General features: G+C 63.8%; 23 protein-coding genes. 10 read left to right on the forward strand and 13 right to left on the reverse strand.

Features of this window, described 5'->3' with window-relative positions; all coding sequences use genetic code 11:
* The 3 genes from EOC93_RS23335 to EOC93_RS23345 form a co-directional block, all read right to left on the reverse strand.
* Positions 1-559, reverse strand: a 559-nt coding sequence (locus EOC93_RS23335; protein WP_348627613.1) for a biotin/lipoyl-containing protein, incomplete at its 3' end; no start/stop codon positions are given.
* 235 nt (positions 560-794) lie between these two features.
* Entirely contained in the window at positions 795-1,808 is a 1,014-nt protein-coding gene (locus tag EOC93_RS23340; RefSeq protein WP_095484793.1) for an alpha-ketoacid dehydrogenase subunit beta, read from the reverse strand.
* A gap of 2 nt (positions 1,809-1,810) precedes the next feature.
* Positions 1,811-3,043 carry a 3-methyl-2-oxobutanoate dehydrogenase (2-methylpropanoyl-transferring) subunit alpha gene (locus EOC93_RS23345; protein WP_095484792.1) on the reverse strand — a complete coding sequence of 411 codons (1,233 nt, stop codon included), beginning with the start codon at positions 3,041-3,043 and terminating at the stop codon, positions 1,811-1,813.
* 436 nt (positions 3,044-3,479) lie between these two features.
* Here EOC93_RS23345 and holA point away from each other — a divergent pair, with 436 nt between their 5' ends.
* The gene (holA, locus tag EOC93_RS23350; RefSeq protein WP_095484790.1) at positions 3,480-4,526 is read left to right on the forward strand and encodes a DNA polymerase III subunit delta; all 1,047 of its coding nucleotides are present in this window, start codon (positions 3,480-3,482) and stop codon (positions 4,524-4,526) included.
* A gap of 308 nt (positions 4,527-4,834) precedes the next feature.
* On the opposite strand, the gene EOC93_RS23355 is transcribed toward holA, so the two are convergent.
* The 5 genes from EOC93_RS23355 to mnmE form a co-directional block, all read right to left on the reverse strand.
* Positions 4,835-5,719, reverse strand: a complete 885-nt coding sequence (locus EOC93_RS23355) for a ParB/RepB/Spo0J family partition protein (RefSeq protein ID WP_127205783.1) — start codon at positions 5,717-5,719, stop codon at positions 4,835-4,837.
* 58 nt (positions 5,720-5,777) lie between these two features.
* Positions 5,778-6,578, reverse strand: coding sequence for a ParA family protein (locus EOC93_RS23360; protein ID WP_095484788.1), 801 nt, complete (start codon positions 6,576-6,578; stop codon positions 5,778-5,780).
* A 36-nt stretch (positions 6,579-6,614) separates the two neighbouring features.
* The gene (gene rsmG, locus EOC93_RS23365) at positions 6,615-7,250 is read right to left on the reverse strand and encodes a 16S rRNA (guanine(527)-N(7))-methyltransferase RsmG (protein ID WP_127205784.1); all 636 of its coding nucleotides are present in this window, start codon (positions 7,248-7,250) and stop codon (positions 6,615-6,617) included.
* Positions 7,247-9,121, reverse strand: coding sequence for a tRNA uridine-5-carboxymethylaminomethyl(34) synthesis enzyme MnmG (gene mnmG / locus EOC93_RS23370; protein ID WP_127205785.1), 1,875 nt, complete (start codon positions 9,119-9,121; stop codon positions 7,247-7,249). The genes rsmG and mnmG overlap by 4 nt, the downstream gene beginning before the upstream one ends.
* A gap of 440 nt (positions 9,122-9,561) precedes the next feature.
* Positions 9,562-10,884 (reverse strand): tRNA uridine-5-carboxymethylaminomethyl(34) synthesis GTPase MnmE, encoded by a 1,323-nt coding sequence (mnmE, locus tag EOC93_RS23380; protein WP_127205787.1) that lies wholly within the window; start codon positions 10,882-10,884, stop codon positions 9,562-9,564.
* Positions 10,885-10,948: 64 nt separating this feature from the next.
* Between mnmE and EOC93_RS23385 the strand changes: the two genes are divergently transcribed.
* Complete coding sequence (locus EOC93_RS23385) at positions 10,949-12,982, forward strand: thioredoxin domain-containing protein (RefSeq protein ID WP_245461516.1); 2,034 nt, start codon at positions 10,949-10,951, stop codon at positions 12,980-12,982.
* A gap of 303 nt (positions 12,983-13,285) precedes the next feature.
* Here EOC93_RS23385 and rho read toward each other — a convergent pair whose 3' ends face one another.
* The 3 genes from rho to hemE all read right to left on the reverse strand — a co-directional run bounded on the left by rho (position 13,286) and on the right by hemE (position 16,284).
* Positions 13,286-14,551: a transcription termination factor Rho gene (rho, locus tag EOC93_RS23390; protein WP_095485107.1), complete on the reverse strand. Its 1,266-nt coding sequence runs from the start codon at positions 14,549-14,551 to the stop codon at positions 13,286-13,288.
* Positions 14,552-14,719: 168 nt separating this feature from the next.
* On the reverse strand, positions 14,720-15,259 hold the full coding sequence (hemJ, locus tag EOC93_RS23395; protein ID WP_095484782.1) for a protoporphyrinogen oxidase HemJ: 540 nt from the start codon (positions 15,257-15,259) through the stop codon (positions 14,720-14,722).
* The gene (gene hemE, locus EOC93_RS23400; RefSeq protein ID WP_095484781.1) at positions 15,256-16,284 is read right to left on the reverse strand and encodes a uroporphyrinogen decarboxylase; all 1,029 of its coding nucleotides are present in this window, start codon (positions 16,282-16,284) and stop codon (positions 15,256-15,258) included. The genes hemJ and hemE overlap by 4 nt, the downstream gene beginning before the upstream one ends.
* A 403-nt stretch (positions 16,285-16,687) precedes the next feature.
* Here hemE and EOC93_RS23405 point away from each other — a divergent pair, with 403 nt between their 5' ends.
* From EOC93_RS23405 to dnaQ, 5 genes are all read left to right on the forward strand, one after another.
* Positions 16,688-17,509, forward strand: a complete 822-nt coding sequence (locus tag EOC93_RS23405; RefSeq protein ID WP_095484780.1) for a pyruvate, water dikinase regulatory protein — start codon at positions 16,688-16,690, stop codon at positions 17,507-17,509.
* Between the two features lie 198 nt (positions 17,510-17,707).
* The gene (locus EOC93_RS23410) at positions 17,708-18,307 is read left to right on the forward strand and encodes a Maf-like protein (protein ID WP_095485106.1); all 600 of its coding nucleotides are present in this window, start codon (positions 17,708-17,710) and stop codon (positions 18,305-18,307) included.
* Positions 18,300-19,154, forward strand: coding sequence for a shikimate dehydrogenase (locus EOC93_RS23415; RefSeq protein ID WP_127205789.1), 855 nt, complete (start codon positions 18,300-18,302; stop codon positions 19,152-19,154). The genes EOC93_RS23410 and EOC93_RS23415 overlap by 8 nt, the downstream gene beginning before the upstream one ends.
* A gap of 5 nt (positions 19,155-19,159) precedes the next feature.
* Positions 19,160-19,762, forward strand: a complete 603-nt coding sequence (coaE, locus tag EOC93_RS23420; protein WP_095484778.1) for a dephospho-CoA kinase — start codon at positions 19,160-19,162, stop codon at positions 19,760-19,762.
* 86 nt (positions 19,763-19,848) lie between these two features.
* Entirely contained in the window at positions 19,849-20,568 is a 720-nt protein-coding gene (dnaQ, locus tag EOC93_RS23425; RefSeq protein ID WP_095484777.1) for a DNA polymerase III subunit epsilon, read from the forward strand.
* Positions 20,569-20,673: 105 nt separating this feature from the next.
* Here dnaQ and secB read toward each other — a convergent pair whose 3' ends face one another.
* Both secB and EOC93_RS23435 read right to left on the reverse strand, forming a co-directional pair.
* Positions 20,674-21,174, reverse strand: a complete 501-nt coding sequence (gene secB, locus EOC93_RS23430; protein ID WP_127205790.1) for a protein-export chaperone SecB — start codon at positions 21,172-21,174, stop codon at positions 20,674-20,676.
* Positions 21,175-21,314: 140 nt separating this feature from the next.
* Positions 21,315-21,815, reverse strand: coding sequence for an FxsA family protein (locus tag EOC93_RS23435; RefSeq protein WP_095485105.1), 501 nt, complete (start codon positions 21,813-21,815; stop codon positions 21,315-21,317).
* Positions 21,816-22,014: 199 nt separating this feature from the next.
* Between EOC93_RS23435 and EOC93_RS23440 the strand changes: the two genes are divergently transcribed.
* From EOC93_RS23440 to EOC93_RS23450, 3 genes are all read left to right on the forward strand, one after another.
* A complete protein-coding gene (locus tag EOC93_RS23440; protein ID WP_127205791.1) occupies positions 22,015-22,719 on the forward strand; it encodes a Tim44/TimA family putative adaptor protein in 705 nt (234 codons plus the stop codon).
* A 23-nt stretch (positions 22,720-22,742) separates the two neighbouring features.
* Complete coding sequence (locus EOC93_RS23445; protein ID WP_127205792.1) at positions 22,743-23,894, forward strand: murein transglycosylase A; 1,152 nt, start codon at positions 22,743-22,745, stop codon at positions 23,892-23,894.
* On the forward strand, positions 23,891-24,410 hold a 520-nt coding region (locus tag EOC93_RS23450; protein WP_127205793.1), incomplete at its 3' end, for a Smr/MutS family protein. The genes EOC93_RS23445 and EOC93_RS23450, both read left to right, overlap by 4 nt.

The raw sequence follows: 24,410 nt of genomic DNA on the forward strand, positions 1-24,410 counted from the left end.
GGCGGATAGCGGGCGACGCCAGCGGCTTTTCACCTTCGGGGCGCGGCGCGCTGACGGGCGCAGTACCCCCACCCCTAACCCCTCCCCACAAGGGGGAGGGGGATTCCGTCGCCGGTGCACCATGCACTGAAACTTTTCCGGATGAACCCAGGGCTGGTTTGACGTCGGCCTCGGGAGCCGAAGCGCGTCCCCCTCCCCCTTGTGGGGGTCCGAAGGACGGGCGAGACCCGTGGCTCGCCCCGGCAAGGCTAGGGGTGGGGGTACTCTTGGCGCCCGCCTCGCCTCCTGACTCCGCACCTGCCTTCACATTACCCTCTCCCGCCACTTTCAACCTGACGATGGGCGAGCCGATCGCCACCGTGTCGCCGATCTCGGCGCCAAGCCACAGGATCTCGCCGTCGACGGGTGACGGGATTTCGACCGTCGCCTTGTCGGTCATCACAGCGGCAAGCACCGCGTCCTCGCGCACGAGATCCCCGACCTTGACCTGCCATTCGACCAACTCGGCCTCGGCGACGCCTTCGCCGACATCGGGCAGCTTGATTACATATTCGCCCATCGTCAGGCCTCCGCTACCGAGGCGTTTGCGCTGCCCCTCACCCCTGCCCATTCCGGGGCGAGCCGCTTGTCTCGCCCGTCCTTCGGACCCCCGTGAAGAACGGGGAGAGGGGGATCGCCTGCGTGGCGGCCAGCCCCTTCTTCCCGTCCCTCACGGGGAGAAGATGCCGGCAGGCAGATGAGGGGCGGCGCCATGGTTGGCAATTGGTCCGAAGCGATTGCTCTGCCTCCCATCATCAGGCCTCCATCGTCTCAAGCAAGGCCCGGCCAAGCCGGGCGGGACCTGGAAAATAATCCCACTCCTGCGCGTGCGGATAGGGCGTGTCCCAGCCGGCGACCCGCGCCACCGGCGCTTCCAGATGATAGAAACAATTTTCCTGCACCAGCGCCGACAGCTCGGCGCCAAACCCCGATGTCAGCGTCGCCTCGTGCACGACCACGCAGCGGCCCGTTTTTCTCACCGAGGCGACAATCGTCTCGAGATCGAGCGGCAGCAGGGTTCTCAGATCAATGATCTCGGCGTCGATGCCGGTCTCCTCGGCCGCCGCCTGCGCGACATAGACCATCGTGCCATAGGCGAGCACGGTGACAGCGGCACCCGGCCGCCGGATCACCGCCTTGCCGAGCGGGACCGTGTAATGGCCGTCGGCGACCTCGCCGAGGTCATGTTTCGACCACGGCGTCACCGGGCGCTCGTGATGACCGTCGAACGGGCCGTTGTAGAGCCGCTTCGGCTCCAGGAAGATCACCGGATCGGGATCCTCGATCGCCGCGATCAGCAGGCCTTTGGCATCGTGCGGATTGGACGGCACGACGACCTTCAGGCCGGAAACGTGGGTGAACAGCGCCTCCGGGCTCTGGCTGTGGGTCTGGCCGCCGAAGATGCCGCCACCGGTCGGCATCCTGACCACGATCGGACAGGTGAAATCGCCGTTCGACCGGTAACGCAGCCGCGCCGCCTCCGAGACGATCTGGTCGTAGGCCGGATAGACATAGTCGGCAAACTGCACCTCGACGCAAGGTTTTAGGCCGTAGGCGGCCATGCCGATGGCCGAGCCGACGATGCCGGCTTCGCTGATCGGCGCATCGAAGCAGCGGCTCTTGCCGTACTTCGCCTGCAAGCCCTGCGTGCAGCGGAAGACGCCGCCGAAAAAGCCGACATCCTCGCCATACACGATGACGCGTTCGTCGCGCGCCATCGACACGTCCATGGCGTCGCGGATCGCCTCGATCATGGTCCGCCTTGGCATGGTCAGACCCCTGCCTGCTGGCGCTGGCGCCTGAGATGCGGCGGCATCTCGGCATAGACGCCCTCGAACATGTCGCGCGCCGAGGGCTTGCCGCCGGCATGCAGCGTGCCGTGCCGCTCGGCCTCCCTTTGCGCCGCGATCACCGTTTCGAGGATTTCTGCCTCGGCCTGGGTGTGGCGCTCGTCAGACCAGACGCCGCGCTGGATGAGGTGGTTTTTCAGCCTGACGATCGGGTCGCCGAGCGGCCATGCGTCGGACTCGGCCTTCGGCCGGTAGGCGGACGGATCGTCGGAGCTCGAATGCGCGCCGACGCGGTAGGTGACGTATTCGACCAGCGTCGGCCCGAGATTGTTCCGCGCCCGCTCGGCGGCCCATTTCGCCACCGCATGGACGGCGAGGTAATCGTTGCCGTCGACCCGCAGCGAGGGAATGCCGAAGCCGAGACCGCGCGCGGCGAAAGTGCCGGAGCCGCCCCGGGCGATGCCCTGAAAAGTCGAGATCGCCCACTGGTTGTTGACGACGTTGAGCACGACCGGGGCCTTGTAGGTCGAGGCGAACACCAGCGCCGAATGGAAGTCGGACTCGGCGGTCGAGCCGTCGCCGATCCAGGCGGCGGCGATCTTCGAATCATTGCTGATCGCCGAAGCCATCGCCCAGCCGACCGCCTGGATATATTGCGTCGCCAGATTGCCGGAGATCGAGAAGAAGCCATGCTCCTTCGACGAATACATGATCGGCAATTGCCGCCCCTTCAGCGGGTCGGCCTCGTTCGAATAGATCTGGTTCATCATCGTGACCATCGGATAGCCGTCGGCGATAAGCAGCCCTGCTTGCCGATAGGTCGGAAAGTTCATGTCGCCCGGCGCCAGCGCCTTGCGGAAGGCGCAGCTCACCGCCTCTTCGCCGAGGTGCTGCATGTAGAAGGAGGTCTTGCCCTGCCGCTGCGCCATCTGCATGCGGGCGTCAAAGCTGCGCAGCGTCATCATGTGGCGCAGCCCTTCCAGCAATTCATCGTCGGAAAGCAGCCCGGCCCATGGCCCGACGGCCTCGCCGGAGCGGTTGAGCACCCGGATGATCGAAAACGCCAGATCGCGGATGGTGCGCGGATCGACATCGATCCCCGGGCGCGGCACCGAGCCGGCTTTGGGGATGGTCACGTCAGAGAAATCCGGCGTCCCGCCCGGCCGCACCTCCGGCTCCGGCACATGGAAGCGCAACATTCCTGCATCGGCCATGACCTTCGTCCTCCAATGTTGCCTTGGCGCGATAGTTGCACACCGCCGGACCAGTGCCAATTCGTCGGGCAAGGCTTCAGGCCAGCGACGCACCGGCCAGCACTCGCCAAGATGAAGATATGTCGGCGAAATTTCTTGTCGATCTTCCGCCGCCACGCGCAATTTGGCGCATGATTGCGCCGGGTTTCCCGCCAGATGAGCAATTCTCGGCGGATTGAGGGGCTTCGCGCGGCGTCTCCTTCTCCCCTTGTGGGAGAAGGTGGCCGAGCGAAGCTCGGTCGGATGAGGGGTGTTCCAGCCTGGCAAGGACGGCGCGCCGTCCAGCACCCCTCAACCGCCTTGGCGCTGCGCGCCAATCCACCTTCTCCCACAAGGGGAGAAGGAAGAAGGAGCCCCGCCGTTCACCCCGCGCCCGCATCATGCTAACCATCCCCGCATGGCACAGAAGAAAGGTTACGAGGTCGATTCGTGGTTGGCGCGGCCGGATCCGCGCATCTCGATCGTCCTGCTTTACGGGCCCGATCGCGGGCTCGTCGCCGAGCGGGCGAAGGCCTTTGCCGGCAAAACCGGCCTGCCGCTCGACGATCCGTTCTCGGTGGTCAGGCTGGACGGTTCGGAAGTCGATCGCGACGAGGGCCGCCTGCTCGACGAAGCCCGCACCGTGCCGATGTTTTCAGACCGGCGCCTGCTCTGGGTGCGCAACGCCAGCGGCCAGAAGGCGCTTGCCGACGACGTCAAGGCGCTGACATCAGAGCCCGCGCAGGATGCGATCATACTCATTGAAGCCGGCGACTTGAAGAAAGGCGTCGGCCTGCGCGCCATCGTCGAGGCGGCCGACATTGCCATGGCGCTGCCGTGCTACGCCGACGAGGCCCGCGACATCGACACGGTCATCGACGACGAATTGCGCAAGGCCGGCATGTCGATGACGCTGGAGGCGCGCCAGGCGCTGCGCCGGAACCTCGGCGGTGACCGGCTGGCCTCGCGCGGCGAGATCGAGAAGCTGGTGCTTTACGCCCACGGCCAGACCGAGATCGGCCTCGACGACGTCAAGGCGACATCGGGCGACGTCTCCGGTCTCTCCTTCGACGACGCCGTCGATGCTTTGCTCGAAGGCAAGGTCGGCGACTTCGACATGGCCTTCACCCGCCACTGCCAGTCCGGCGGCCAGGCTTTTCTGGTGCTGTCGTCGGCGATGCGGCAGCTGCAGGCGATCCAGGCGATGCGCGGCCAGATGGACACCGGCGGCCGCAACGCCGCTTCGGTCGTTGCCGCGGCGCGCCCGCCGGTTTTTTTTACCAGGCGCAAGCTGGTGGAGAAGGCCCTCGAACGCTGGAACAGCGAGGCGCTTGGCCGCGCTTTGACCAGGCTGCAGACGGCGGTCCTGCAGACGCGCCGACGGCCGGACCTGTCGGTCGCGCTGGCACGGCAAGCGCTGCTCGGCATTGCCGTGGAGAGTGCAAGGCTGGCTCAGCGCGGATGATCTCCCCCCTTGAGGGGGAGATGTCGCCGAAGGCGACAGAGGGGGTCCCAGCGCGTGGAATGCCGACGCCTTTCGCGACGACAGACGACGTAGGCGCTTGATGTGAGACGACCCCTTCTGGCCTGCCGGCCATCTCCCCCTCGAGGGGGGAGATCAGCAGCCTCGGCGATTTCGCCAATCACCAGCGCACGGAAAAAGGAAGGGCCGGCATTCGCCAACCCTCGTTGTATTACCAGGGCGAAGATGTCTGCCGGGTTGCTCCTAAGCCGAAGATTATTTGCCGGCTAAAAACAGGCGTACCTCAGCACCTACCGCTCCTGCTTCAGCCTTCGGCAGAGCTCATCGAGCTGGTCCAATGTCCGATAGGCGACGCGCAGCACGCCGCCGCGTTCCTTGTGCTCGATCGTGACGATCATGCCTATCGTGTCGGTCATCAGCTTTTCCAGCGCCAGCGTATCGGCATCTTTTTGCGCCGGTTCCGCAGGCTGTCGCTTTACGGTTGGAGCGCCCGCCGGCATCTGCGCCAGCGCTTCGGCCTGGCGCACCGAAAGCCCCTCCTCGACGATCCGCTTGGCCAGGCCCGCCGGATCCTCTGCCGTCACCAATGTGCGGGCGTGGCCGGCCGACAGCGCGCCGTCGACCAGCATGTCGCGGATCACGTCCGGCAGCTTCAGCAGCCTCAGCGTGTTGGCGACATGGCTGCGGCTCTTGCCGATCACCTGGCCGAGATCGGCCTGGGTGTAGCCGTGATCGTCGATCAACTGCTGGTAGCCCATCGCCTCCTCGACCGGATTGAGGTCGGTGCGCTGGACGTTTTCGATGATCGCCAGCTCGAGTGCGGTGCGATCGTTGACGTCGCGCACGATGATCGGAATCTCGCTCAGCCCGGCGCGCTGCGCCGCGCGCCAGCGCCGCTCGCCGGCGATGATCTCGTAGCGGCCAGCTTGCGTCGGCGACGGCCGCGCCACCACCGGCTGCACCACGCCGTGCTCGCGGATCGACTGGGCAAGATCGGTCAGGTCGGCGTCGCCAAAATGCCGGCGCGGATTTTTAGGGTTCGGGCTCAGGAACTCGATCGGCACCTTGCCGTCGGCATTCATGCCTTGCTTTTCCACTGCTGCCGGACGATCGATTTCGCCGATCAGCGCGGCCAGTCCCCGCCCCAGTCTTTTTCTTGAAAGGTCTTCGCTCATCGTCTGTCCAGATCGTTTCGGTATCGAATTATCTTCTGCAAGTCGCAATCCCGATGCATTAGGCGGCGCGCAGTTTGCGCTCGCGGCGGATCACCTCGGAGGCAAGCTGCAGATAGGCCTGGCTGCCGGAGCATTTGAGGTCGTAGAGGATCGCCGGCTTGCCGTAAGACGGCGCCTCGGAGACACGCACATTGCGCGGGATGACGGTTTCGTAGACCTTGTCGCCCATATGCGCCCGCACATCCTGCACCACTTGGTTGGCGAGGTTGTTGCGGCCGTCATACATGGTCAGCACGATGCCCTGAATGATCAGATCGGGATTGATCGAGCGGCGCACCTGCTCGACCGTCTCCAGCAACTGGCTCAAGCCTTCAAGCGCGAAGAATTCGCATTGCAGCGGCACCAGGACCGAATCGGCCGCCGCCATCGAGTTCAGCGTCAGCAGATTGAGCGATGGCGGACAATCGATCAGCACATAGCCGAATGGCGCGCCACGCTCGCTCGCGGCACGGAGAGCATTGCGCAGCTTGAGCACCCGGTCGGGTGCGGAAGCGATCTCCATCTCGATGCCGAGTAGATCAAGCGTCGACGGCACGATCGACAGCCCGGGCACCGCCGTCGGGATCGCCGCTGCTTCCAGATCCAGCTCGCCGGTCAGCACGTCATAGGACGAGACGGTCCGGTCCTTGCGGTCGATGCCAAGGCCTGTCGAGGCATTGCCTTGCGGATCGAGGTCGACGATCAGCACCTTTTCGCCGATCGCCGCCAGCGCCGTGGCCAGGTTGATGGCCGTCGTCGTCTTGCCGACGCCGCCCTTCTGGTTGGCTACGGTGATGATTCGGGGGCCATTCTTCATCATGGGTCTATGCCAGAAATTCATTCCGAGGTCGCCGATCTAAGTCAGTTGGCGCAAATCAGACAGCTCGAGGATGACGCCATGAGCGTCGGTCGCGCTGGCATGTTCTACCAGATCGAACGACCATCGTTGAGCGCTTTCTGCCACTTCGGCGCGGTAATCCCGGCCTTTGTGGAACAGGCCGCGCGCGCCCGCCGTCAGCCACGGCGCCGATAGGTCAAGCAACGTCGGAAGCGACGCCAGCGCCCTGGCCGTGACGATTTGAGGTGTCGAAACAAGCGGATAGGCATCATCGATGCGCCGCGCGATGACTCTCGCCGGCAGATTGAACTGCCCGACGACCGCTTGCAGGAACGACGCTTTCTTCCGGTTGCTCTCAATCAGATCGATGCTGGCGCCGTCACGCTCGGCAAGCAGGAAGGCAAGCACCAGGCCGGGAAAACCGCCGCCCGAGCCGAGATCGACCCAGCGCTTTGCGTCCGGTTTGATTCGCGCAAGCTGCGCGCTGTCGAGGATGTGGCGGCGCCAGACATCGGCCTGCGTAGATTGCGCCGCCAGGTTTATCCGGCGGTTCCATTTCTGGAAGACCGTCTCGAACTCGACCAGGCGATCGAATGTTTCACGTGAAACCGGACCTGCAGCCTCTTGCAGGCTCACCCATGAGGCAGCATTCACGCAACATTCCTTCGCGCGGCAGCCTCGGAATTGCGGACGTGGGCAACAATGATCGCCAGCGCCGCCGGGGTCATGCCTTCCATCCGCTGTGCGTCGGCGATGGAACGCGGCTGCCGTGCCAGCATCTTCTGCTTCAGCTCGTTGGACAGGCCCGGCACAGAAGCAAAGTCGAGCGAAGCCGGGATCAGCCGGCTTTCCTCATGCCTGATCTGCGAGACATCAGCCTGTTGGCGATCGAGATAAACCGAATATTTCGCCTCCGTTTCGAGGCGCTCTGCCGTTTTGGCGCCGATGGCGCCAAATTCGGGAGCGATTCGGGCCAACCAGGCGATATCGACACCGGGATAAGCCAGCAACTCATAGGCGGAGCGACGCACTCCGTCCCTGTTGATCTCCAGCCCATGGCGCGCCGCTTCGTTGGGGGTCATGGTCGTTCCAAGCGCAAGGTCCCTCGCCTTTTCAAGCTCCTGCATGACATCGTTGAAGCGCTGCATCCGCTCCGGTGAAGCGATCCCGAGCTTCGTCGCCAGCGGCGTCAGCCGCTCATCGGCATTGTCGGCCCGTAGCGACAACCGGAACTCGGCCCGCGAAGTGAACATGCGATAGGGTTCGGCAATGCCGCGGCTGGTCAAATCGTCGACCATCACCCCGATATAGGCCTCCGTGCGGCTGAGCACGATCTGGTCGCTTGCCGAAGCCTGCCGCGCAGCGTTGAGGCCGGCAAGCAGCCCTTGCGCGGCGGCCTCCTCATACCCGGTGGTGCCGTTGATCTGCCCGGCCAGGAAAAGAGCGCCAATCCGCTTGGTTTCCAGCGTCGGTTTAAGCTCGCGCGGATCGACGTGATCATACTCGATGGCATAGCCGGGCTGCAGCATGATGGCACGCTCAAGGCCAGGAATGGTCTTCAGAATGTCGATCTGAACGTCCTCGGGCAGCGAGGTCGAAATACCGTTGGGGTAAACGGTGTCATCGTCCAGCCCTTCCGGCTCCAGAAAAATCTGGTGGCCTTCGCGGTCGCCGAACTTGACGATCTTGTCTTCGATGGACGGACAGTAACGCGGCCCGACCCCTTCGATCGAGCCGGAATACATGGCGGAACGGCTCAGATTGGCGCGGATCAGCTCGTGCGTCGCCGCCGTCGTGCGCGTGATGCCGCAATGGATCTGCGGATTGTCGATGCGGTCGGTCATCAGCGAGAACGGCACCGGATCCTCGTCCGCCGCCTGGCTCTCCAGCGACGCCCAATCGATCGTGCGCCCGTCCAACCGCGGCGGCGTGCCGGTCTTCAGCCGCCCGAGCTTGAAACCCGCTCTGCTCATCGTCGCCGACAGGCCAAGGCTGGCCTGCTCGTTCATGCGGCCGGCAACGATCTTCTTCTCGCCGATATGGATCAGCCCGCGCAGGAAAGTGCCGGTCGTCAGCACCACGGCGCCGCAGGGAAGCCGGCGGCCATCCGCCAGCAGCACCGCGGCTATGCGCTCATTGTCGATTTCGAAATCCAGGACCTCGCCCTCGACCACGTCGAGACGGGCCTGCTCGCGAATCGCCGCCTGCATGGCGAGCCGATAGAGCTTTCTGTCGGCCTGGGTGCGCGGCCCGCGCACCGCAGGCCCCTTGCGGCGGTTGAGCAGACGGAACTGGATGCCGGCCGCGTCGGCGACGCGCCCCATCAGCCCGTCCATGGCGTCGATCTCGCGAACCAAATGCCCCTTGCCTAGCCCGCCGATCGCCGGATTGCAGGACATGACGCCGATCGTCTCGAAGCGCAGCGTCACCAGAGCGGTTTTGGCACCGGCGCGCGCGGCAGCGCTGGCCGCCTCGCAACCAGCATGGCCGCCGCCCACCACAACCACATCATAGTGATCGGTCATTTCAGAATCCCGCATTCAAGTCGACCGACACATGTGCCCGTCAGAACGTGGTGTCAAGAATAGGTGGAGCTTGGCGGGCAAATCTCTTCGAAGAAGTGGCGAAGCCGGCGCCGTCTTCCCTTCTCCCCTTGTGGGAGAAGGTGGATTGGCGCGCAGCGCCAAGACGGTTGAGGGGTGCTGGACGGAGTGCCGTCGCAGCCAAGCTGGAGCACCCCTCATCCATCGCCTTCGGCGACACCTTCTCCCACAAGGGGAGAAGGGAGAACCGCACAAAGCTCTAGCGCCGGCGCGCCACGGCTCGCCCCGGAATCAGTGAGGAGCGGACTCAACCTAAAGCGATTGCCCGGCGAACCGTTTCACGTGAAACAATGCCTTCGACGTGGTCGCTCAGCGTTTCACGTGAATCATCGTGAGTCTTTCCGCCCAGTGTTTCACGTGAGTCATTTGCCGATGCAGAACTGCGAGAAGATTACGTCCAGCAAATCCTCGACATCGACCGCCCCAACGATCCGGCCAAGCCTATCAGCTGCCAGCCGCAATTCCTCGGCCCGCAGCTCTTGCCCGCGCTCATCCCCTGCCACCGCCGCAAGCAGAAAGCGTTTCGCCTCATTGAGAAGCTCGACGTGCCGCAGCCGCGACGGCAGGACATCGCCGGCCTGGCCGATTTGCGCCGCGGCGCGTTGGCCGATCTCCGCCAGCAGCTCCGCCAGCCCTGTTCCGTCCCTGGTCGAGATGACCGCGTCGTAGCGCGTTGCAAGCGATTCATCTCGCAGCAAATCGACCTTTGTCCCGATCCTCAATGTCGGGATATCGGCCGGTATTGCGCCGATCGGGACCGGGTCCACCATATCCTCCAACACGAGCAACAGATCGGCGGTTCCGGCCTTGCTCCTTGCCCTTTCGATGCCAATCGCCTCGATCCTGCCGGGCGTCTCGCGCAGGCCGGCGGTATCGGTCACTCTGACGCGCATCCCCTCCAGGTCCAGCACCACCTCGAGCAGATCGCGGGTCGTGCCGGGCTCTTCCGTGACGATCGCCGCCTCGCGCCGGGCCAGCGCATTGAACAGACTGGACTTGCCGGCATTCGGCGCGCCGAGGATGACGACCTCGAACCCGTCGCGGATGATCTCTGCGGCTCGGAAACCTTCGACATGACGCTCGATCTCGTCGATCATCGCGCGCACATCCGACCAGACCGTCTCTGCAACGGAACCGGGCACATCGTCTTCGTCGGCAAAATCGATCTCGGCTTCGATCATCGCCCGCGCATGGATGAGCCGACCCCGCCAGCCCAGATAGAGCTCGCTCTGCACGCTCTCGGCATTCTGCACGGCAAAGCGCCGCTGCGCCTCCGTCTCGGCGTTGACGAGATCGGCCAGCGCCTCGGTCTCGACCAGGTCGACCTTGCCGTTAAGAAAGGCGCGGCGGGTGAACTCGCCCGGCTCGGCATGCCTGACGCCATCGAAGCCGGCGATCGTCTCCAGCATCTTCGCCACCACGGCGCGGCCGCCATGGACATGGAATTCCGCGATATCCTCACCAGTAAAGCTGTTCGGTCCCGCGAAGAAAACGACCAGGCCGCTGTCGAGCACCGATCCGTCCGGCGCCCTGAACTTGCGATAGGCCGCAACACGGTTCTTAACCACTGGACCGGCAATCGTTTCGAAAACGAATCGACTTTGCGGACCCGAAATGCGGATCACGGCAACGCCGGCGGGCAGGCGGCCGCTCGACAGGGCAACAATGGAATCACTTGAAATCATTTGCCGACCCAGCACAACCGCCCTAGCTTCGCTTATTCATCGACAATTCGCCGAGTGCCCGACCGTGACATTACCCGCGCAAAATCTGCCCGCGCAAAATCTACTTGCCGAAGAGGCCAGCCCCTATCTGCAGCAGCATAGCGGCAACCCGGTGCATTGGCGGGCGTGGTCGCCGGCGTCGCTCGCCGAAGCAAAGGCGCTGGAGCGGCCAATCCTGCTCTCGGTCGGCTACGCCGCCTGCCACTGGTGCCATGTCATGGCGCACGAAAGCTTCGAGAATGACGACGTCGCCGCCGTCATGAACCGTCTCTTCGTCAATATCAAGGTGGATCGCGAGGAGCGGCCGGACATCGACCAGATCTATATGGCCGCGCTGTCCTCGATGGGCGAGCAGGGCGGATGGCCGCTGACCATGTTCCTGACGCCGGACGGAAAGCCATTTTGGGGCGGCACCTATTTTCCACGCGAGGCGCGTTACGGCCGTCCGGGCTTCGTCCAGGTGCTGGAGGCGGTCGACAAGGCGTGGCGGGAGAAGAAAGAAAGCGTTAACCAAAGCGCCGACGGACTGACCACGCATGTCGAGGCGCGGCTGGCGGGCACGCATGCCAAGGCCGTGCTCGACCGCGACACGCTCGCGAACCTTGCCCAAGGCATCGACGGCATGATCGACAGGGATCTCGGCGGCCTGCGCGGCGCGCCCAAATTCCCCAACGCGCCTTTCATGCAGACGCTTTGGCTGTCGTGGCTGCGCGACGGTAGCACATCGCATCGCGACGCCGTGCTGCTCAGCCTCGAAAAGATGCTGGCGGGCGGGATCTACGACCATATCGGCGGCGGGCTGAGCCGCTATTCGACCGATGCCGAGTGGCTGGTGCCGCATTTCGAAAAGATGCTCTACGACAACGCCCAGCTCATCCGGCTGTGCAATTGGGCCTATGCGGCATCGGGCAATGATTTGTTCCGGGTACGAATCGAAGAGACGATCGACTGGCTCCTGCGCGAGATGCGCGTCGATGGCAGCGCTTTCGCCGCCAGCCTCGACGCCGACAGCGAGGGCGAGGAGGGGTTGTTCTACACCTGGAGCAGGGATGAGATCGAAACCGCTCTTGGCGATGAATCAGCGTTGTTTTTCAAACACTTCACGCTTTCCGGCCCACATGGCTGGGAGGGCAAGCCAATCATCCACCAGACCGGAGCGCAGCAAACGCAAAGCGTGGTCGATCGCGACCGGCTCACTCCGTTAAAAGAAAAATTGCTGGCAGCCCGCGAGCAGCGCGTCAGGCCCGGGCGGGACGGGAAAATCTTGACCGACTGGAACGGCCTGGTGATCGCGGCTCTCGCCGAAGCCGGGCGCGCCCTGAAACGGATCGACTGGATCGAGGCGGCGGAACAGGCCTTCGCTGCCATTGCCAGCGCCAGCCGAGACGGCCGCTTGCCGCATTCGATGCTTGGCGCAAAGAAGCTGTTCCCGGCGCTGTCGAGCGACTACGCCGCCATGGCCAACGCCGCGATCTCATTGTTCGAGGCTACCGGCACATCGAGTTACGCCGAGCTGTCCGGCCAATTCATCGCGCAGCTCGACCAATGGCATCGCGACGATGACGACACCGGCTACTATCTCACCGCATCGGACAGCAGCGACGTGCCGATCCGCATCAGGGGCGATGTCGACGAGGCAATTCCGTCGGCCACCGGCCAGATCATCGAGGCCATGGTCCGATTGTCATCGCTTTCCGGCGATCTCGAATTGCAGGACAAGACCTGGAAGGTCGCCGAGCACGCAGCCGGCCGGGCGGCGCATCAGGCCTATGGCCAGGCGGGTGTCGTCAACGCCTGCGCCTTAGCGATCGAGCCGTTGAAACTGGTGCTGGTGGACAGCCCGGAGAATCCAGGGCTTGTTCCGGTTGCGAATCGAAATCCCGACCCGCGCCGGATCGACAATGTTGTGCCGGTCGGCTCGGCAACAAACCTGCCGATGCTGCCAGGCGGCGTCCTGCCGCCAACCGACAAGCCCGGCGCCTGGCTGTGTACGGGGCAGGTCTGCCTGCCGGTGATAACGGATGCAGAGGAGCTTGAGCAGCGGTTGCGGCGCGGATAGGTGAGGTGCCAGAGACGCGGGGCAATCGTCGCAGATTTTGTATTTGCCCTCACCTGTTCCGGGTGTTTGCGCTGCCCCTCAGCTGCCTACCGGCATCCTCTCCCCGTAAACGGGGAGAGGGACACTCTCATCGGCGGTTTCGCCAATCTCCAGCGTTGCAGAAAAAGTGCCAGGGTTCCGGCCAGCCTCTTTCTCCCCGTTTACGGGGAGAAATGCCCGGCAGGGCAATGAGGGGCGGAGCCGGCATCAACGATTGGTCATCTCCAATACGTTGAGTGCCGATTCCCGGCCCCTCAACCAACCTTACGTATTCATCGAATCGAAGAAATCCGCGTTCGTCTTGGTCTGCTTGAGCTTGTCGATGAGGAACTCGATGGCGTCCGTCGTTCCCATCGGCGCCAGGATGCGGCGCAGCACGAAGATCTTCTGCAGGTCCTGGCGGGCGACCAGCAGGTCTTCCTTGCGGGTGCCGGACTTGAGGATGTCCATGGCCGGATAAATGCGCTTGTCCGCCACCTTGCGGTCGAGCACGATTTCCGAGTTGCCGGTACCCTTGAACTCTTCGAAGATGACCTCGTCCATGCGGCTGCCGGTGTCGATCAGCGCGGTGGCGATGATGGTCAGCGAGCCGCCTTCCTCGATGTTGCGGGCGGCACCGAAGAAGCGCTTCGGCCGCTGCAGCGCATTGGCGTCGACACCGCCGGTCAGCACCTTGCCGGATGACGGCACCACGGTGTTGTAGGCGCGGCCGAGGCGGGTGATCGAATCCAGCAGGATGACGACGTCGCGCCCGTGCTCGACCAGGCGCTTGGCCTTCTCGATCACCATTTCGGCGACCTGGACGTGGCGCACCGCCGGCTCGTCGAAGGTCGAGGAGACGACCTCGCCCTTCACCGAGCGCTGCATGTCGGTGACTTCCTCCGGCCGCTCGTCGATGAGCAGCACGATCAGGTAGCATTCCGGATGATTGGTGGTGATCGAATGGGCGATGTTCTGCAACAGCACCGTCTTGCCGGTGCGCGGCTGCGCCACGATCAGGGCGCGCTGGCCTTTGCCGAGCGGCGCCACCAGGTCGATAACGCGGGCCGAGATGTCCTTCGAGGTCGGAACGTCCATTTCCATCTTCAGCCGCGAGGTCGGATAAAGCGGCGTCAGATTGTCGAAATGGATCTTGTGGCGGATCTTTTCCGGGTCGTCGAAATTGATCGTGTTGACCTTGAGCAGCGCGAAATAGCGCTCGCCTTCCTTCGGGCTGCGGATCGGCCCTTCGACCGTATCGCCGGTCTTCAGCGAGAATCGCCGGATCTGCGACGGCGAAATATAGATATCGTCCGGACCCGGCAGGTAATTGGCATTGGCCGAGCGCAGGAAACCAAAACCGTCCTGCAGCACTTCGACCACGCCGTCACCGATGATCTCGATATCCTGGGTCGCCAGCCTCTTCAGGATCGCGAACATCAGCTCCTGCTTGCGCATGACGCTGGCGTTCTCGACCTCGAGCGATTCGGCATAGGCGATCAGCTCTGGCGGTTTCTTGTTCTTGAACTCTGCGAGTTTCATTTCTTGCATCATTAGACGGACTCTGAGTGAGTAAGCATTGGGAAAATATCGGCGGGATGCGACAAATGCCGGGCGCGGCCGAAGCGATGAATGGGCGGCGCATGACGGGAAGGAAGACCCGTCTTTTATCGTCGGTCGACTGAAAGAGCAAGCCGCCTTTTGCAGGTCATCAAAGCCTCAGAAAGGCTTCACGATGACCAGCACGACGATGATGATCATCAGCAATGTGGGTATCTCATTGATGATCCGCCAGTGCTTCGCGGGTTTTTCGTTACGGTCCTCCGCGAATTTACGAACCGCGCCGGCCAGATAACCATGAACGGCGGAGAGGCAAAGCACCGCAGCGATCTTGGCGTGCAGCCAGCCGCCCTGAAAACCAAAGCCTTTCCAGGCCAGCCACAGGCCGAACGCCCAGGTAATGATCATCGCCGGATTGATGATGCCGCGCAGCAGGCGCCGCTCCATCACCTTGAAGGTTTCCGACTGCACGGAGCCTTTAGCATCGGCATGATAGACCAGCAGCCGCGGCAGATAGAGCATGCCCGCCATCCACGAGATGACGGCGATGACGTGGACCGCCTTTGCCCAGGGATAGAAATCATCAGGTCCGAACACGAACAGAAGCCCGGCCAACACGAGGAAAACCGCGATCGCGATCGCAGCGCGGCGCATTGCGCCGGCACCACCTTCCACAGAGCCTTTCCCCATCATCGTCATGACGCGCTCCGCACCATTTTGACCATCGCCTCGACATGCGCGATCGGCGTTTCCGGCGTGATGCCATGGCCGAGATTGAAGATCAGCGGTCCATCGCGCAGTGCTTTCAGGATTGCGTCGACGCCGTCGGCTAGAGCCTTGCCGCCGGCCACCAGCCGCAATGGGTCGAGGTTGCCCTGTACGGCGCCGTCGCGCTGCAATTCACGCGCCGCCGTTAGAGGCACGGTCCAGTCGAGCCCCAGTCCCGTGACGCCGGTCTTCTGGCGATAGCTCCGGTAGTGGGCGCCGGCGCCCTTGGGAAAGCCGATGATCGGAACATCGGGATGAACGGCTCGCACCTGCCTGACGATCTCGGCCACGGGCTTGATGCAAAAAGCCTCGAACGAAACTTCATCGAGCACGCCGGACCACGAGTCGAAGATCTGCACCACATCAGCGCCGGCCTCGATCTGGCGGATGAGGTAGGCGGCCGAATGATCGGCAAGCACGTTCAGCAGCTGCAAGAAAGCGGCCGGCTCACGATAGGCAAACAGCCGCGCCGGGGCCTGGTCTGAGGTGCCGTGGCCGGCGATCATATAGGTCGCCACCGTCCAGGGCGCGCCGCAGAAGCCGATCAGCGTCGTTTCATCGGGCAGTTTTGCCCGCAGCCGTCTGACCGTCTCATAGACCGGTTCGAGATTCACGTGAAACGTTTCCCCGTCCAGAGCCGCAATCCCCGTGGCCGAGATCGGCGTCAGTAACGGCCCGCGCCCTTCCTCGAAGCGCACGTCGCGGCCCAGCGCATGCGGCACGACAAGGATATCGGAAAACAGGATCGATGCATCGAAGCCGAAGCGCTCGATCGGCTGCAGTGTCACCTCCACCGCGAAGTCGGGATTATAGCAGAGATCGAGGAACGATCCGGCCCGCCTGCGTGTCTCCCGATATTCCGGCAGATAGCGGCCGGCTTGCCGCATCATCCAGAGCGGCGGTGGAAACACCGCTTCGCCCTTCAACACGTCCCGCATGATCCGGTTTTCAGGCATTCGGCGCTCGCCTCTCCAGGCTTCTCTATAATTAAATATTCTATTTCTAGGAATCTTATGATTCTAAGAGTCTGTTGGTATCGGTGGTTGTCTCCTGTCCCGCTTTGCCCCGGAAAAGGCCAGCCAGCATATTGTCGCGTGCTTCTTCTGCCGGATAGGAGGGGATTGGGGACAGTTGGAAATTTCCGACTAGAGTCAATGCGTTGCCGCCAGCGCAAAGAAAATGGGCCTGTGGATAGGGCCGAGTCAAAAAAGCCCGTCCCCGGACTTGTCCCCAACCGCCCGACGAAGCCGACAGCGCATCGAATTGTGGACAAACCGGCATCTGATACAGTCGCCCCAAACCGACCGACCTTTCCGACCGACCTTATCCACATCGGCCCACAGCTTGGAACGAACCCCTGTGAACAAACCCCAGAGCTTCTTTCACCTCCACCTGATTTCCGATGCCACCGGTGAGACGCTGCTGGCGGCCGGCCGCGCGGCTTCTGCGCAATACAAGGATGCGCGCGCCATCGAGCACATCTACCCGCTCATCCGGACCGAGAAGCAGGTGACGAAAGTGTTCGAGGATATCGAGGAGGAGCCGGGCATCATCCTCTATACGGTCGTCGACCAGAAGCTCGCCCGCGGCATTGACGAACGCTGCGCCGCCATGGGCCTGCCTTGCGTCTCCGTGCTGGAACCTGTGCTGACCGTGTTCCAGTCCTATCTCGGTACACCGGCCGGCCGCCGTGTCGGCGCCCAGCATGTTCTCGACGCCGAATATTTTCGCCGCATCGACGCGCTCAACTTCACCATGGAGCATGATGACGGCCAGCTGCCGGCCAATATGGATGATGCCGACATTGTGCTCGTCGGCATTTCGCGCACCTCGAAGACGCCGACCAGCATCTATCTCGCCAATCGCGGCATCAAGACCGCCAACATCCCGATCGTGCTCGGCGTGCCGGTGCCGGAAAGCCTGGTCAACGCCACGAAGCCGCTGATCGTCGGACTGATTGCCACAGCGGAGCGCATCTCGCAGGTCCGCCAGAACCGCATCCTCGGCAATACGAGTGCCTACGAGCCGACCGACTATGTCGACCGCGCCGCGATCTCCGAGGAACTCGCCTACGCCCGCCAGATCTGCACCCGGCATGGCTGGCCGATGATAGACGTCAGCCGCCGCTCGATCGAGGAGACGGCGGCGGCCATCGTTGCCCTGCGCGGCAAGACACGGTAGGGTTCGGGCGCTTGTGCTGTGGGCGGTCCTTTCCTTCTCCCCTTGTGGGAGAAAGTGGCCGAGCGAAGCTCGGTCGGATGAGGGGTGTTCCAGCTTGGCACCGACAGCGATCCTTCCAACACCCCTCAACCGTCTTGGCGCTGCGCGCCAATCCACCTTCTCCCACAAAGGGGAGAAGGAAAGACCGGACGAAAAACCATGACCGAAAAAATCATCCTTGCCTCGGGCAGCCCGTTTCGCAAGGCGCTGCTCGTCCATGCCGGCGTGGCGGTCGAGGCGGTTCCGGCGGAAGTCGACGAGCGCGCGCTTGAGGCGCCACTAAAAGACAGCGGTATCTCGCCGGAGGACGTCGCCCTGGTGCTGGCCGAGGCCAAGGCTACCGAGGTCAGCGAGCGAAAGCCCGGCGCATTGGTGCTCGGCTGCGACCAGACCCTGTCGCTCGGCGACGAAGTGTTCCACAAGCCTGCCGACATGGAGGCCGCGCGCCGCCATCTTCTGGCGCTGTCGGGCAAGACCCATCAGCTCAACAGCGCCGTCGTGCTGGCCCGCGACGGCGCTGTCCTGTGGCGGCATGTCGGCATCGCCAGCCTGACCATGCGAAAACTCGATCCGGCCTTCATCGGCCGCCATCTGGCGCGTGTCGGCGCCAAGGCGCTGTCCAGCGTCGGCGCTTACCAGATCGAAGGCGAGGGCATCCAGCTGTTCGAAAGAATAGAGGGCGACTATTTCACCATTGTCGGCCTGCCGCTTCTGCCCGTTCTGGCCAAGCTGCGTGAGCTCGGAGCCATCGATGGCTGAGGCCGCGAAAAAGGCCTTCGTCACCGGCCACCCGGTGGCGCATTCGCGGTCGCCGAAGATCCACTCTTATTGGCTGGCGACATACGGTATCGACGGCAGCTACCGGGCCATCGACGTCGCGCCGGACGATTTTGCCGAATTCGTCAGAACGCTCGAGACGAATGGCTACCGTGGCGGCAACATCACCATCCCGCACAAGGAGGCCGCCTTCGCATTGGCGGCGCGCCGCGACGATGCGGCCGAACAGATCGGCGCGGTCAACACGCTGTGGTTCGAGGGCGGATATCTGTGGGGCGGCAACACCGACGCCCATGGCTTTGCCGCCAATCTCGACGAGCACGCGCCGGGCTGGGCAAATAATGGCCCGGCGGTGGTGCTCGGCGCCGGCGGCGCTTCCCGCGCGGTCATCCACGCGCTGATTGAGCGCGGCGTCAGCGACATCCGCATCGTCAACCGGACGCTTGCGAGGGCGCAGGAGCTGCGCGACCGTTTCGGTGCCGGGGTCTCGGCCCATGGCATGGCTGCGACCGACGAGCTGCTTGCCGATGCCGGCCTGCTGGTCAACACGTCAGCGCTCGGCATGCATGGCAATGAAGGCCTGTCCGCCGATCCAGCCAGGCTGCCGGACCATGCCATCGTCACCGACATTGTCTATGTGCCGCTGGAAACGCCGTTGCTGGCCGCGGCCAAAGCGCGGGGCCTGAAGGCGGTCGACGGGCTCGGCATGCTTTTGCACCAGGCGGTGCCCGGCTTCGAGCGCTGGTTCGGGATCAGGCCGGAGGTCACTGCCGAATTGCGGCAGATGATCGTCGCCGATCTCGGTGCCCAAGGAATTACCAAGGAGTGAAAGGCATGATCGTGCTCGGCCTCACCGGATCGATCGGCATGGGCAAGTCGACCACGGCCAAGATGTTTGCCGAGGCCGGCGTGCCAGTCCACGATTCGGACGAGGCGGTGCATCGCCTCTACACCGGCAAGGCCGCTCCGCTGGTGGAGGCGGCTTTTCCCGGAACCACCAGATCCGGCTCGGTCGATCGCACAAAGCTGGCCGAGCGGGTGCTCGGCGATGCAGCCGCGCTGAAACGGCTGGAAGCGATCATCCACCCGCTGGTCCGCGCCGACGCCGACGCCTTCTTGGCCAGGAACCGGGCCGCCGGCGCGCCGCTTGTCGTTCTCGATATCCCGCTGCTGTTCGAAACCGGCGGCCGCGACCGCGTCGACAAGGTTGTGGTCGTCACCGCCTCGGCCGAAATCCAGCGCGCCCGGGTGCTGGCGCGGCCGGGGATGAGCGAAGGGAAGCTCGCGTCGATCCTGGCCAGGCAGGTTCCCGACGCCGAAAAGCGCAAGCGCGCCGATTTCATCATCGACACCGGACAGGGTTTTGATGCGGCGCGCGTGGCGGTCGATGCGATCGTCGCCGAACTGGTCGGGGATAAGGCCGGGAAGCCTGCTTAACGACGCTTGCATCCGGCGTAATATGTTGCCAATTTGTTCCCATCATGATTCGGCTGGAATGACGCCGGAGCCAACGGACTGTTTAGATGCGCGAGATCATCTTCGATACGGAAACCACCGGCCTCGATTTCCGCGATGACCGCGTCATCGAGCTTGGCTGCATCGAGCTGGTCAATCGGTTCCCGACCGGCCGTACCTTCCACCATTACATCAATCCGCAAGGACGACCAATTCACGCGGAGGCGCAGGCGGTTCATGGCATCAGCGCCGCCGACCTCATGGGCAAGCCGACCTTCAGCGACATCGCCGACGAGTTTCTTGCCTTCATCGACGGCGCCAAGCTGGTCGCCCACAATGCCACTTTCGACATCGCCTTCCTCAATGTCGAATTCGGCCGGCTCGGCCACCCGGTCGTCGATCCCGGACTTGTCGTCGACACGCTGGCGTTGGCGCGCCGCAAGCATCCGATGGGACCGAATTCGCTGGACGCGCTCTGCCGGCGCTACGGCATCGACAATGCCCGTCGCACCAAGCACGGCGCGCTGCTCGATTCGGAGTTGCTGGCCGAGGTCTATATCGAACTCATCGGCGGCAAGCAGGCGGCGCTGATCCTCGACAGTGCCACGGCGCCCGCCGGCGGCAGGAGAAATGTCGACGATATCGACATCAGCATCGGCGCGCGGCCGATAGCGCTGCCGTCCCGTGTGACCGACGCCGAGCGCACCGCGCACGCGAGCATGGTCGGCACCTTAGGCGAAAAGGCGCTCTGGCTGCGCGTTACGCCGGAAGCGAGCTCCGCGGCATAGTGATTTTGACGGGAGCGCTCCGTCGCACTCCCCTCTGGCCTGCCGGCATCTCAAACAAAAAGCCCGGCGCGAAGCCGGGCTTTCAGAGGCTGCTCTACAATAGCTTCAGCTCACCTGGACCTTGCTGGCAGCTTGGTCCTCGGCCAGTTTTTGCTGGAACATCTGGGCGAAATCGATCGGGTCGAGCATCAAGGGCGGGAAGCCGCCATTGCGGGTTGCCTCGGCGATGATCTGCCTGGCGAACGGGAACAAGAGCCGCGGGCACTCGATGAACAGCAGCGGCAGCATATGCTCCTGCGGGAAGCCGCTGATGGCGAACACACCGCCATAGACCAGCTCGACGTTGAACAGCACTTCCTGATCGAAGGAGGCCTTGGCGTTCAGGGTCAAATTGACGTCGAACTGCTTGTCCGAAAGCGGATTGGCGTTGACATTGACGTTGATGGCGATGCCGGGGGCCTTGTCGCGGCCGCGCAGCGAGTTCGGCGCGCCGGGGCTTTCGAAGGAAAGGTCCTTCACATATTGGGCGAGCACGTTGAGCGAAGGCTGCGTCACGTCACCGTTGCCATTGGCCGCGCCGGTCGGCGCGTCGTCTTTGCTGGCCATAAGCTGTTGTCCTTTTGCCTGGGCAGCGTTGCTGACCGGATTGAAATCGGGCGTTCGCTACCATGGTCGGCATGACAAGACAAGGTTTGCCGGGCATTCGTTCCGGAGGCGTTTGCCGACCTAGTCGTCCTTGAGGCGACCTAGTCGTCCTTGAGGCGGCGCCAGGGAGAAGTGTGATCCGGTCCACGCCCGTGATCGTCGCCGCGCGAATAGTCGCCGTCGTCGAGATCGATGGTCTTGTCGCGTTGCCGGGCGCGGAAACCGCCGGTGCCGAAATTGGTCGCCAGCACGATACGGCCTTTCAACAGGCGCCAGGCAAGGTCGCGGACCGGCGGCAGGAACAGCAGAATGCCGAAAATGTCTGTTATGAAGCCGGGAATGATGAGCAGGATCGCCGCCAGCACGATCATCGCGCCGTGCGCGAGCTGGCGGCTTGGATCACGTCCGGCGTCCATCTCGGCACGGACCCGGCTCATGACGCCAAAACCCTGGTATCGCAACAACAGCGCGCCGGCGATGCTCGAGGCCAGCACCAGGCCGACCGTCGCCAATGCGCCGACCTGGCGGCCGACAACGACGAAACCGGCGATCTCCAGCAGCGGAAGCGCGAGAATGAACAGGGGAAGCAGCGAAATACGCAAATCTTGACCGATCGTTTCCATGTTTTGCCGGCCGGCGAGCAATCGCCGCTGGCACTGGAGCTTGTAGATAGGTATGCCTGCCTTTAATTTGAATGATGGCACCTTGCGTTCTATATGCTTTGAATGTTGAACGCTATGCGACCGCAGCCATTGCTAGGCCGGGCGGTCCGGCCGGAGTAGGGATTGATTGGCGGAAGATATGGGATTCTTCGACTTCGGCACGATTTTCTTTTTGGTTGCGGCGGTTGTGATCTTTTTCCAGCTGCGCAACGTGCTCGGCCGCCGCACGGGCAGCGAGCGCCCGCCCTTTGACCCCTATACGGCGAGCCGGACGCGCGAGGACGCCGCCCAGAAACCCGAGAATGTGGTCTCGCTGCCGCGCAAGCGAGCGCCGGGAGAGCCGGCCATCGACGCCTACGCGGCGATCGACGCCTTCGCCAAGCCTGACACCGATCTCAACAGGGGCCTGCGCACGATCAAGGACAATGATCCGACATTCGACCCCAAGACCTTCGTCGACGGCGCCAAGATGGCCTATGAGATGATTGTCATGGCCTATGCCGATGGCGACCGCAAGACGCTGAAGAACCTGTTGTCGCGCGAGGTCTATGACGGCTTTGTCGCGGCCATCGGCGACCGCGAGGCGAAATCGGAAAAGATCCAGTCTTCCTTCGTCGGCATCGACAAGGCCGACATCGTTTCCGCCGAGATGAAGGGCGGCGAGGCGCATATTACGCTGCGCATCGTCAGCGAGCTGATTTCGGCGACGCGCGACCAGGCCGGCGCCGTCATCGACGGCGATCCCGAGACCGTCGCCGAGGTCAAGGACGTCTGGACATTCGCCCGCGATACGCGCTCGCGCGACCCGAACTGGAAGCTGGTCGCCACCGAAGAAGAAGACTGAGCCCGGACCACGGCGAGGCTCCGGTGTCGCTTTCACAGGCGTTCGGCGAAAAATCCTTCGACGATCTTCCCGGTTGGGACGAGGACGACCATCTGGCTGCGTTCGCTGCTTTCCGACGTTCGGCTTTTCATGTCCTGACAAAACCCTATCGCTCCGGCGGGCTCGGCGTCGACTTCAACCGCTTCACCGAAGCTTACGCTGAAGCCCGCACCGTTGTCCCAACCGACCGGGCGCAAGCCCGCGCCTTTTTCGAGCATCATTTCATCCCGGCGCACATAACGGCCGAAGACGGCGGCGCCGGCCTGGTCACCGGCTTCTATGAACCCGTGGTCGACGCCTCACCGGTGCGAACCGAGCGATTTACGGTGCCGCTGCTGTCGCGTCCGGCCGATCTCGTCGACATCGACGACGCCAACCGGCCGCCCGGCATGGACCCTTATCTCGCCTTCGGCCGCGCCACGCCGAACGGGCCGGTCGAGTATTTCGATCGCGGCGAGATCGAGCGCGGCGCGGTTGCTGGCGAAGGTTTGGCCGGAAAAAGCCTGGCCGGCAAGCGGTTGGAAATCGCCTGGCTCGCCGACAAGGTCGACGCCTTCTTCATCCATGTGCAAGGTTCTGCGCGGCTCACCATGAGCGACGGCCGGCTTTGCCGCGTCACCTATGCCGCCAAGTCCGGCCAGCGCTTTACCGGACCGGGCAAGATCCTGGGCGAGCTAAACGAAATCCCGCTGCAAGCGGTGACCATGCAGTCGATCCGCGCCTGGTTCAAGGCGCATCCGGATCGCATCGACGAGATCCTGTGGCGCAACCGCTCTTATATTTTTTTCCGCGAGATTTCCTTCAGCGAGGCGGGGGTCGACGACCCGGAACTCGGGCCGATCGCCGCCGCCAAGGTGCCGCTGGCGCCTGGCCGCTCCGTCGCCGTCGACCGGCTGCTCCATACGTTCGGCACGCCGTTCTACATCGACGCGCCGTCGCTGACCGCCTTCGATAAAAAGCCGTTCCGGCGGCTGATGATCGCGCAGGACACCGGCTCGGCCATCACCGGGCCGGCCCGTGGCGACCTGTTCGCCGGAACGGGCGACGCGGCCGGCGAGATCGCCGGTGTCGTCCGCAATCCTGCCGATTTCTACGCGCTGATACCGCGTTCGCTTGTTCCGGGGGCGGGGCGATGACCCGGCGTATCGACAGGCTGAGCGAGGACGACCGGGTGCTGTGGAACCTGGTGGCGCGCACGGCCAAGCCGCTGAAGGGCAGGACCGCCATCGACATCCCGGATATCGGCCCGGACAACGGTGATGACACGAAGCCACCGCCGCGTGCCCAGGCCATGGCTCCGGCCGCGGCGGCGAAAGCAAAGACGCAGCACGTTTCACATGCGCTCGACGAACCGACGCTGGAAAAACTGTCGAAGGGCCGGCTGCCTATCGAAGGCCGCGTCGATCTGCATGGCCTGACCCAGGACGAGGCCTATTCGCTATTGTTTTCCTTCCTCCACCGGGCGCATGCCGGCGGCATCCGCTATGTGCTGGTCATTACCGGCAAAGGCTCCTCGTCGGGCGGCGACGGCGTCTTGCGGCGCGCCGTGCCGGCCTGGCTGTCGACACCCGCATTCAGGCCGCTCGTCTCCAGCCACGACCACGCCGCCCGCAACCATGGCGGCTCGGGCGCGCTCTATGTCCGCCCGCGGC

Origin of the sequence: Mesorhizobium sp. M6A.T.Ce.TU.002.03.1.1 (genome assembly GCF_003997275.1) — a bacterium.
GTDB classification, from domain to species: Bacteria; Pseudomonadota; Alphaproteobacteria; order Rhizobiales; family Rhizobiaceae; genus Mesorhizobium; species Mesorhizobium mediterraneum.

Excerpts from the sequence above, each read along its gene's own strand:
- EOC93_RS23360 (WP_095484788.1), bottom strand. The coding sequence starts at position 6,578 with ATGATGAAGAATGGCCCCCGAATCATCACCGTAGCCAACCAGAAGGGC.
- EOC93_RS23345 (WP_095484792.1), bottom strand. The coding sequence starts at position 3,043 with ATGGCCGATGCAGGAATGTTGCGCTTCCATGTGCCGGAGCCGGAGGTG.
- EOC93_RS23440 (WP_127205791.1), top strand. The coding sequence starts at position 22,015 with ATGGGATTCTTCGACTTCGGCACGATTTTCTTTTTGGTTGCGGCGGTT.
- EOC93_RS23355 (WP_127205783.1), bottom strand. The coding sequence starts at position 5,719 with ATGAGCGAAGACCTTTCAAGAAAAAGACTGGGGCGGGGACTGGCCGCG.
- EOC93_RS23340 (WP_095484793.1), bottom strand. The coding sequence starts at position 1,808 with ATGCCAAGGCGGACCATGATCGAGGCGATCCGCGACGCCATGGACGTG.
- holA (WP_095484790.1), top strand. The coding sequence starts at position 3,480 with ATGGCACAGAAGAAAGGTTACGAGGTCGATTCGTGGTTGGCGCGGCCG.
- coaE (WP_095484778.1), top strand. The coding sequence starts at position 19,160 with ATGATCGTGCTCGGCCTCACCGGATCGATCGGCATGGGCAAGTCGACC.
- EOC93_RS23415 (WP_127205789.1), top strand. The coding sequence starts at position 18,300 with ATGGCTGAGGCCGCGAAAAAGGCCTTCGTCACCGGCCACCCGGTGGCG.
- mnmE (WP_127205787.1), bottom strand. The coding sequence starts at position 10,884 with ATGATTTCAAGTGATTCCATTGTTGCCCTGTCGAGCGGCCGCCTGCCC.
- rho (WP_095485107.1), bottom strand. The coding sequence starts at position 14,551 with ATGCAAGAAATGAAACTCGCAGAGTTCAAGAACAAGAAACCGCCAGAG.
- dnaQ (WP_095484777.1), top strand. The coding sequence starts at position 19,849 with ATGCGCGAGATCATCTTCGATACGGAAACCACCGGCCTCGATTTCCGC.
- hemE (WP_095484781.1), bottom strand. The coding sequence starts at position 16,284 with ATGCCTGAAAACCGGATCATGCGGGACGTGTTGAAGGGCGAAGCGGTG.
- mnmG (WP_127205785.1), bottom strand. The coding sequence starts at position 9,121 with ATGACCGATCACTATGATGTGGTTGTGGTGGGCGGCGGCCATGCTGGT.
- secB (WP_127205790.1), bottom strand. The coding sequence starts at position 21,174 with ATGGCCAGCAAAGACGACGCGCCGACCGGCGCGGCCAATGGCAACGGT.
- EOC93_RS23410 (WP_095485106.1), top strand. The coding sequence starts at position 17,708 with ATGACCGAAAAAATCATCCTTGCCTCGGGCAGCCCGTTTCGCAAGGCG.
- hemJ (WP_095484782.1), bottom strand. The coding sequence starts at position 15,259 with ATGACGATGATGGGGAAAGGCTCTGTGGAAGGTGGTGCCGGCGCAATG.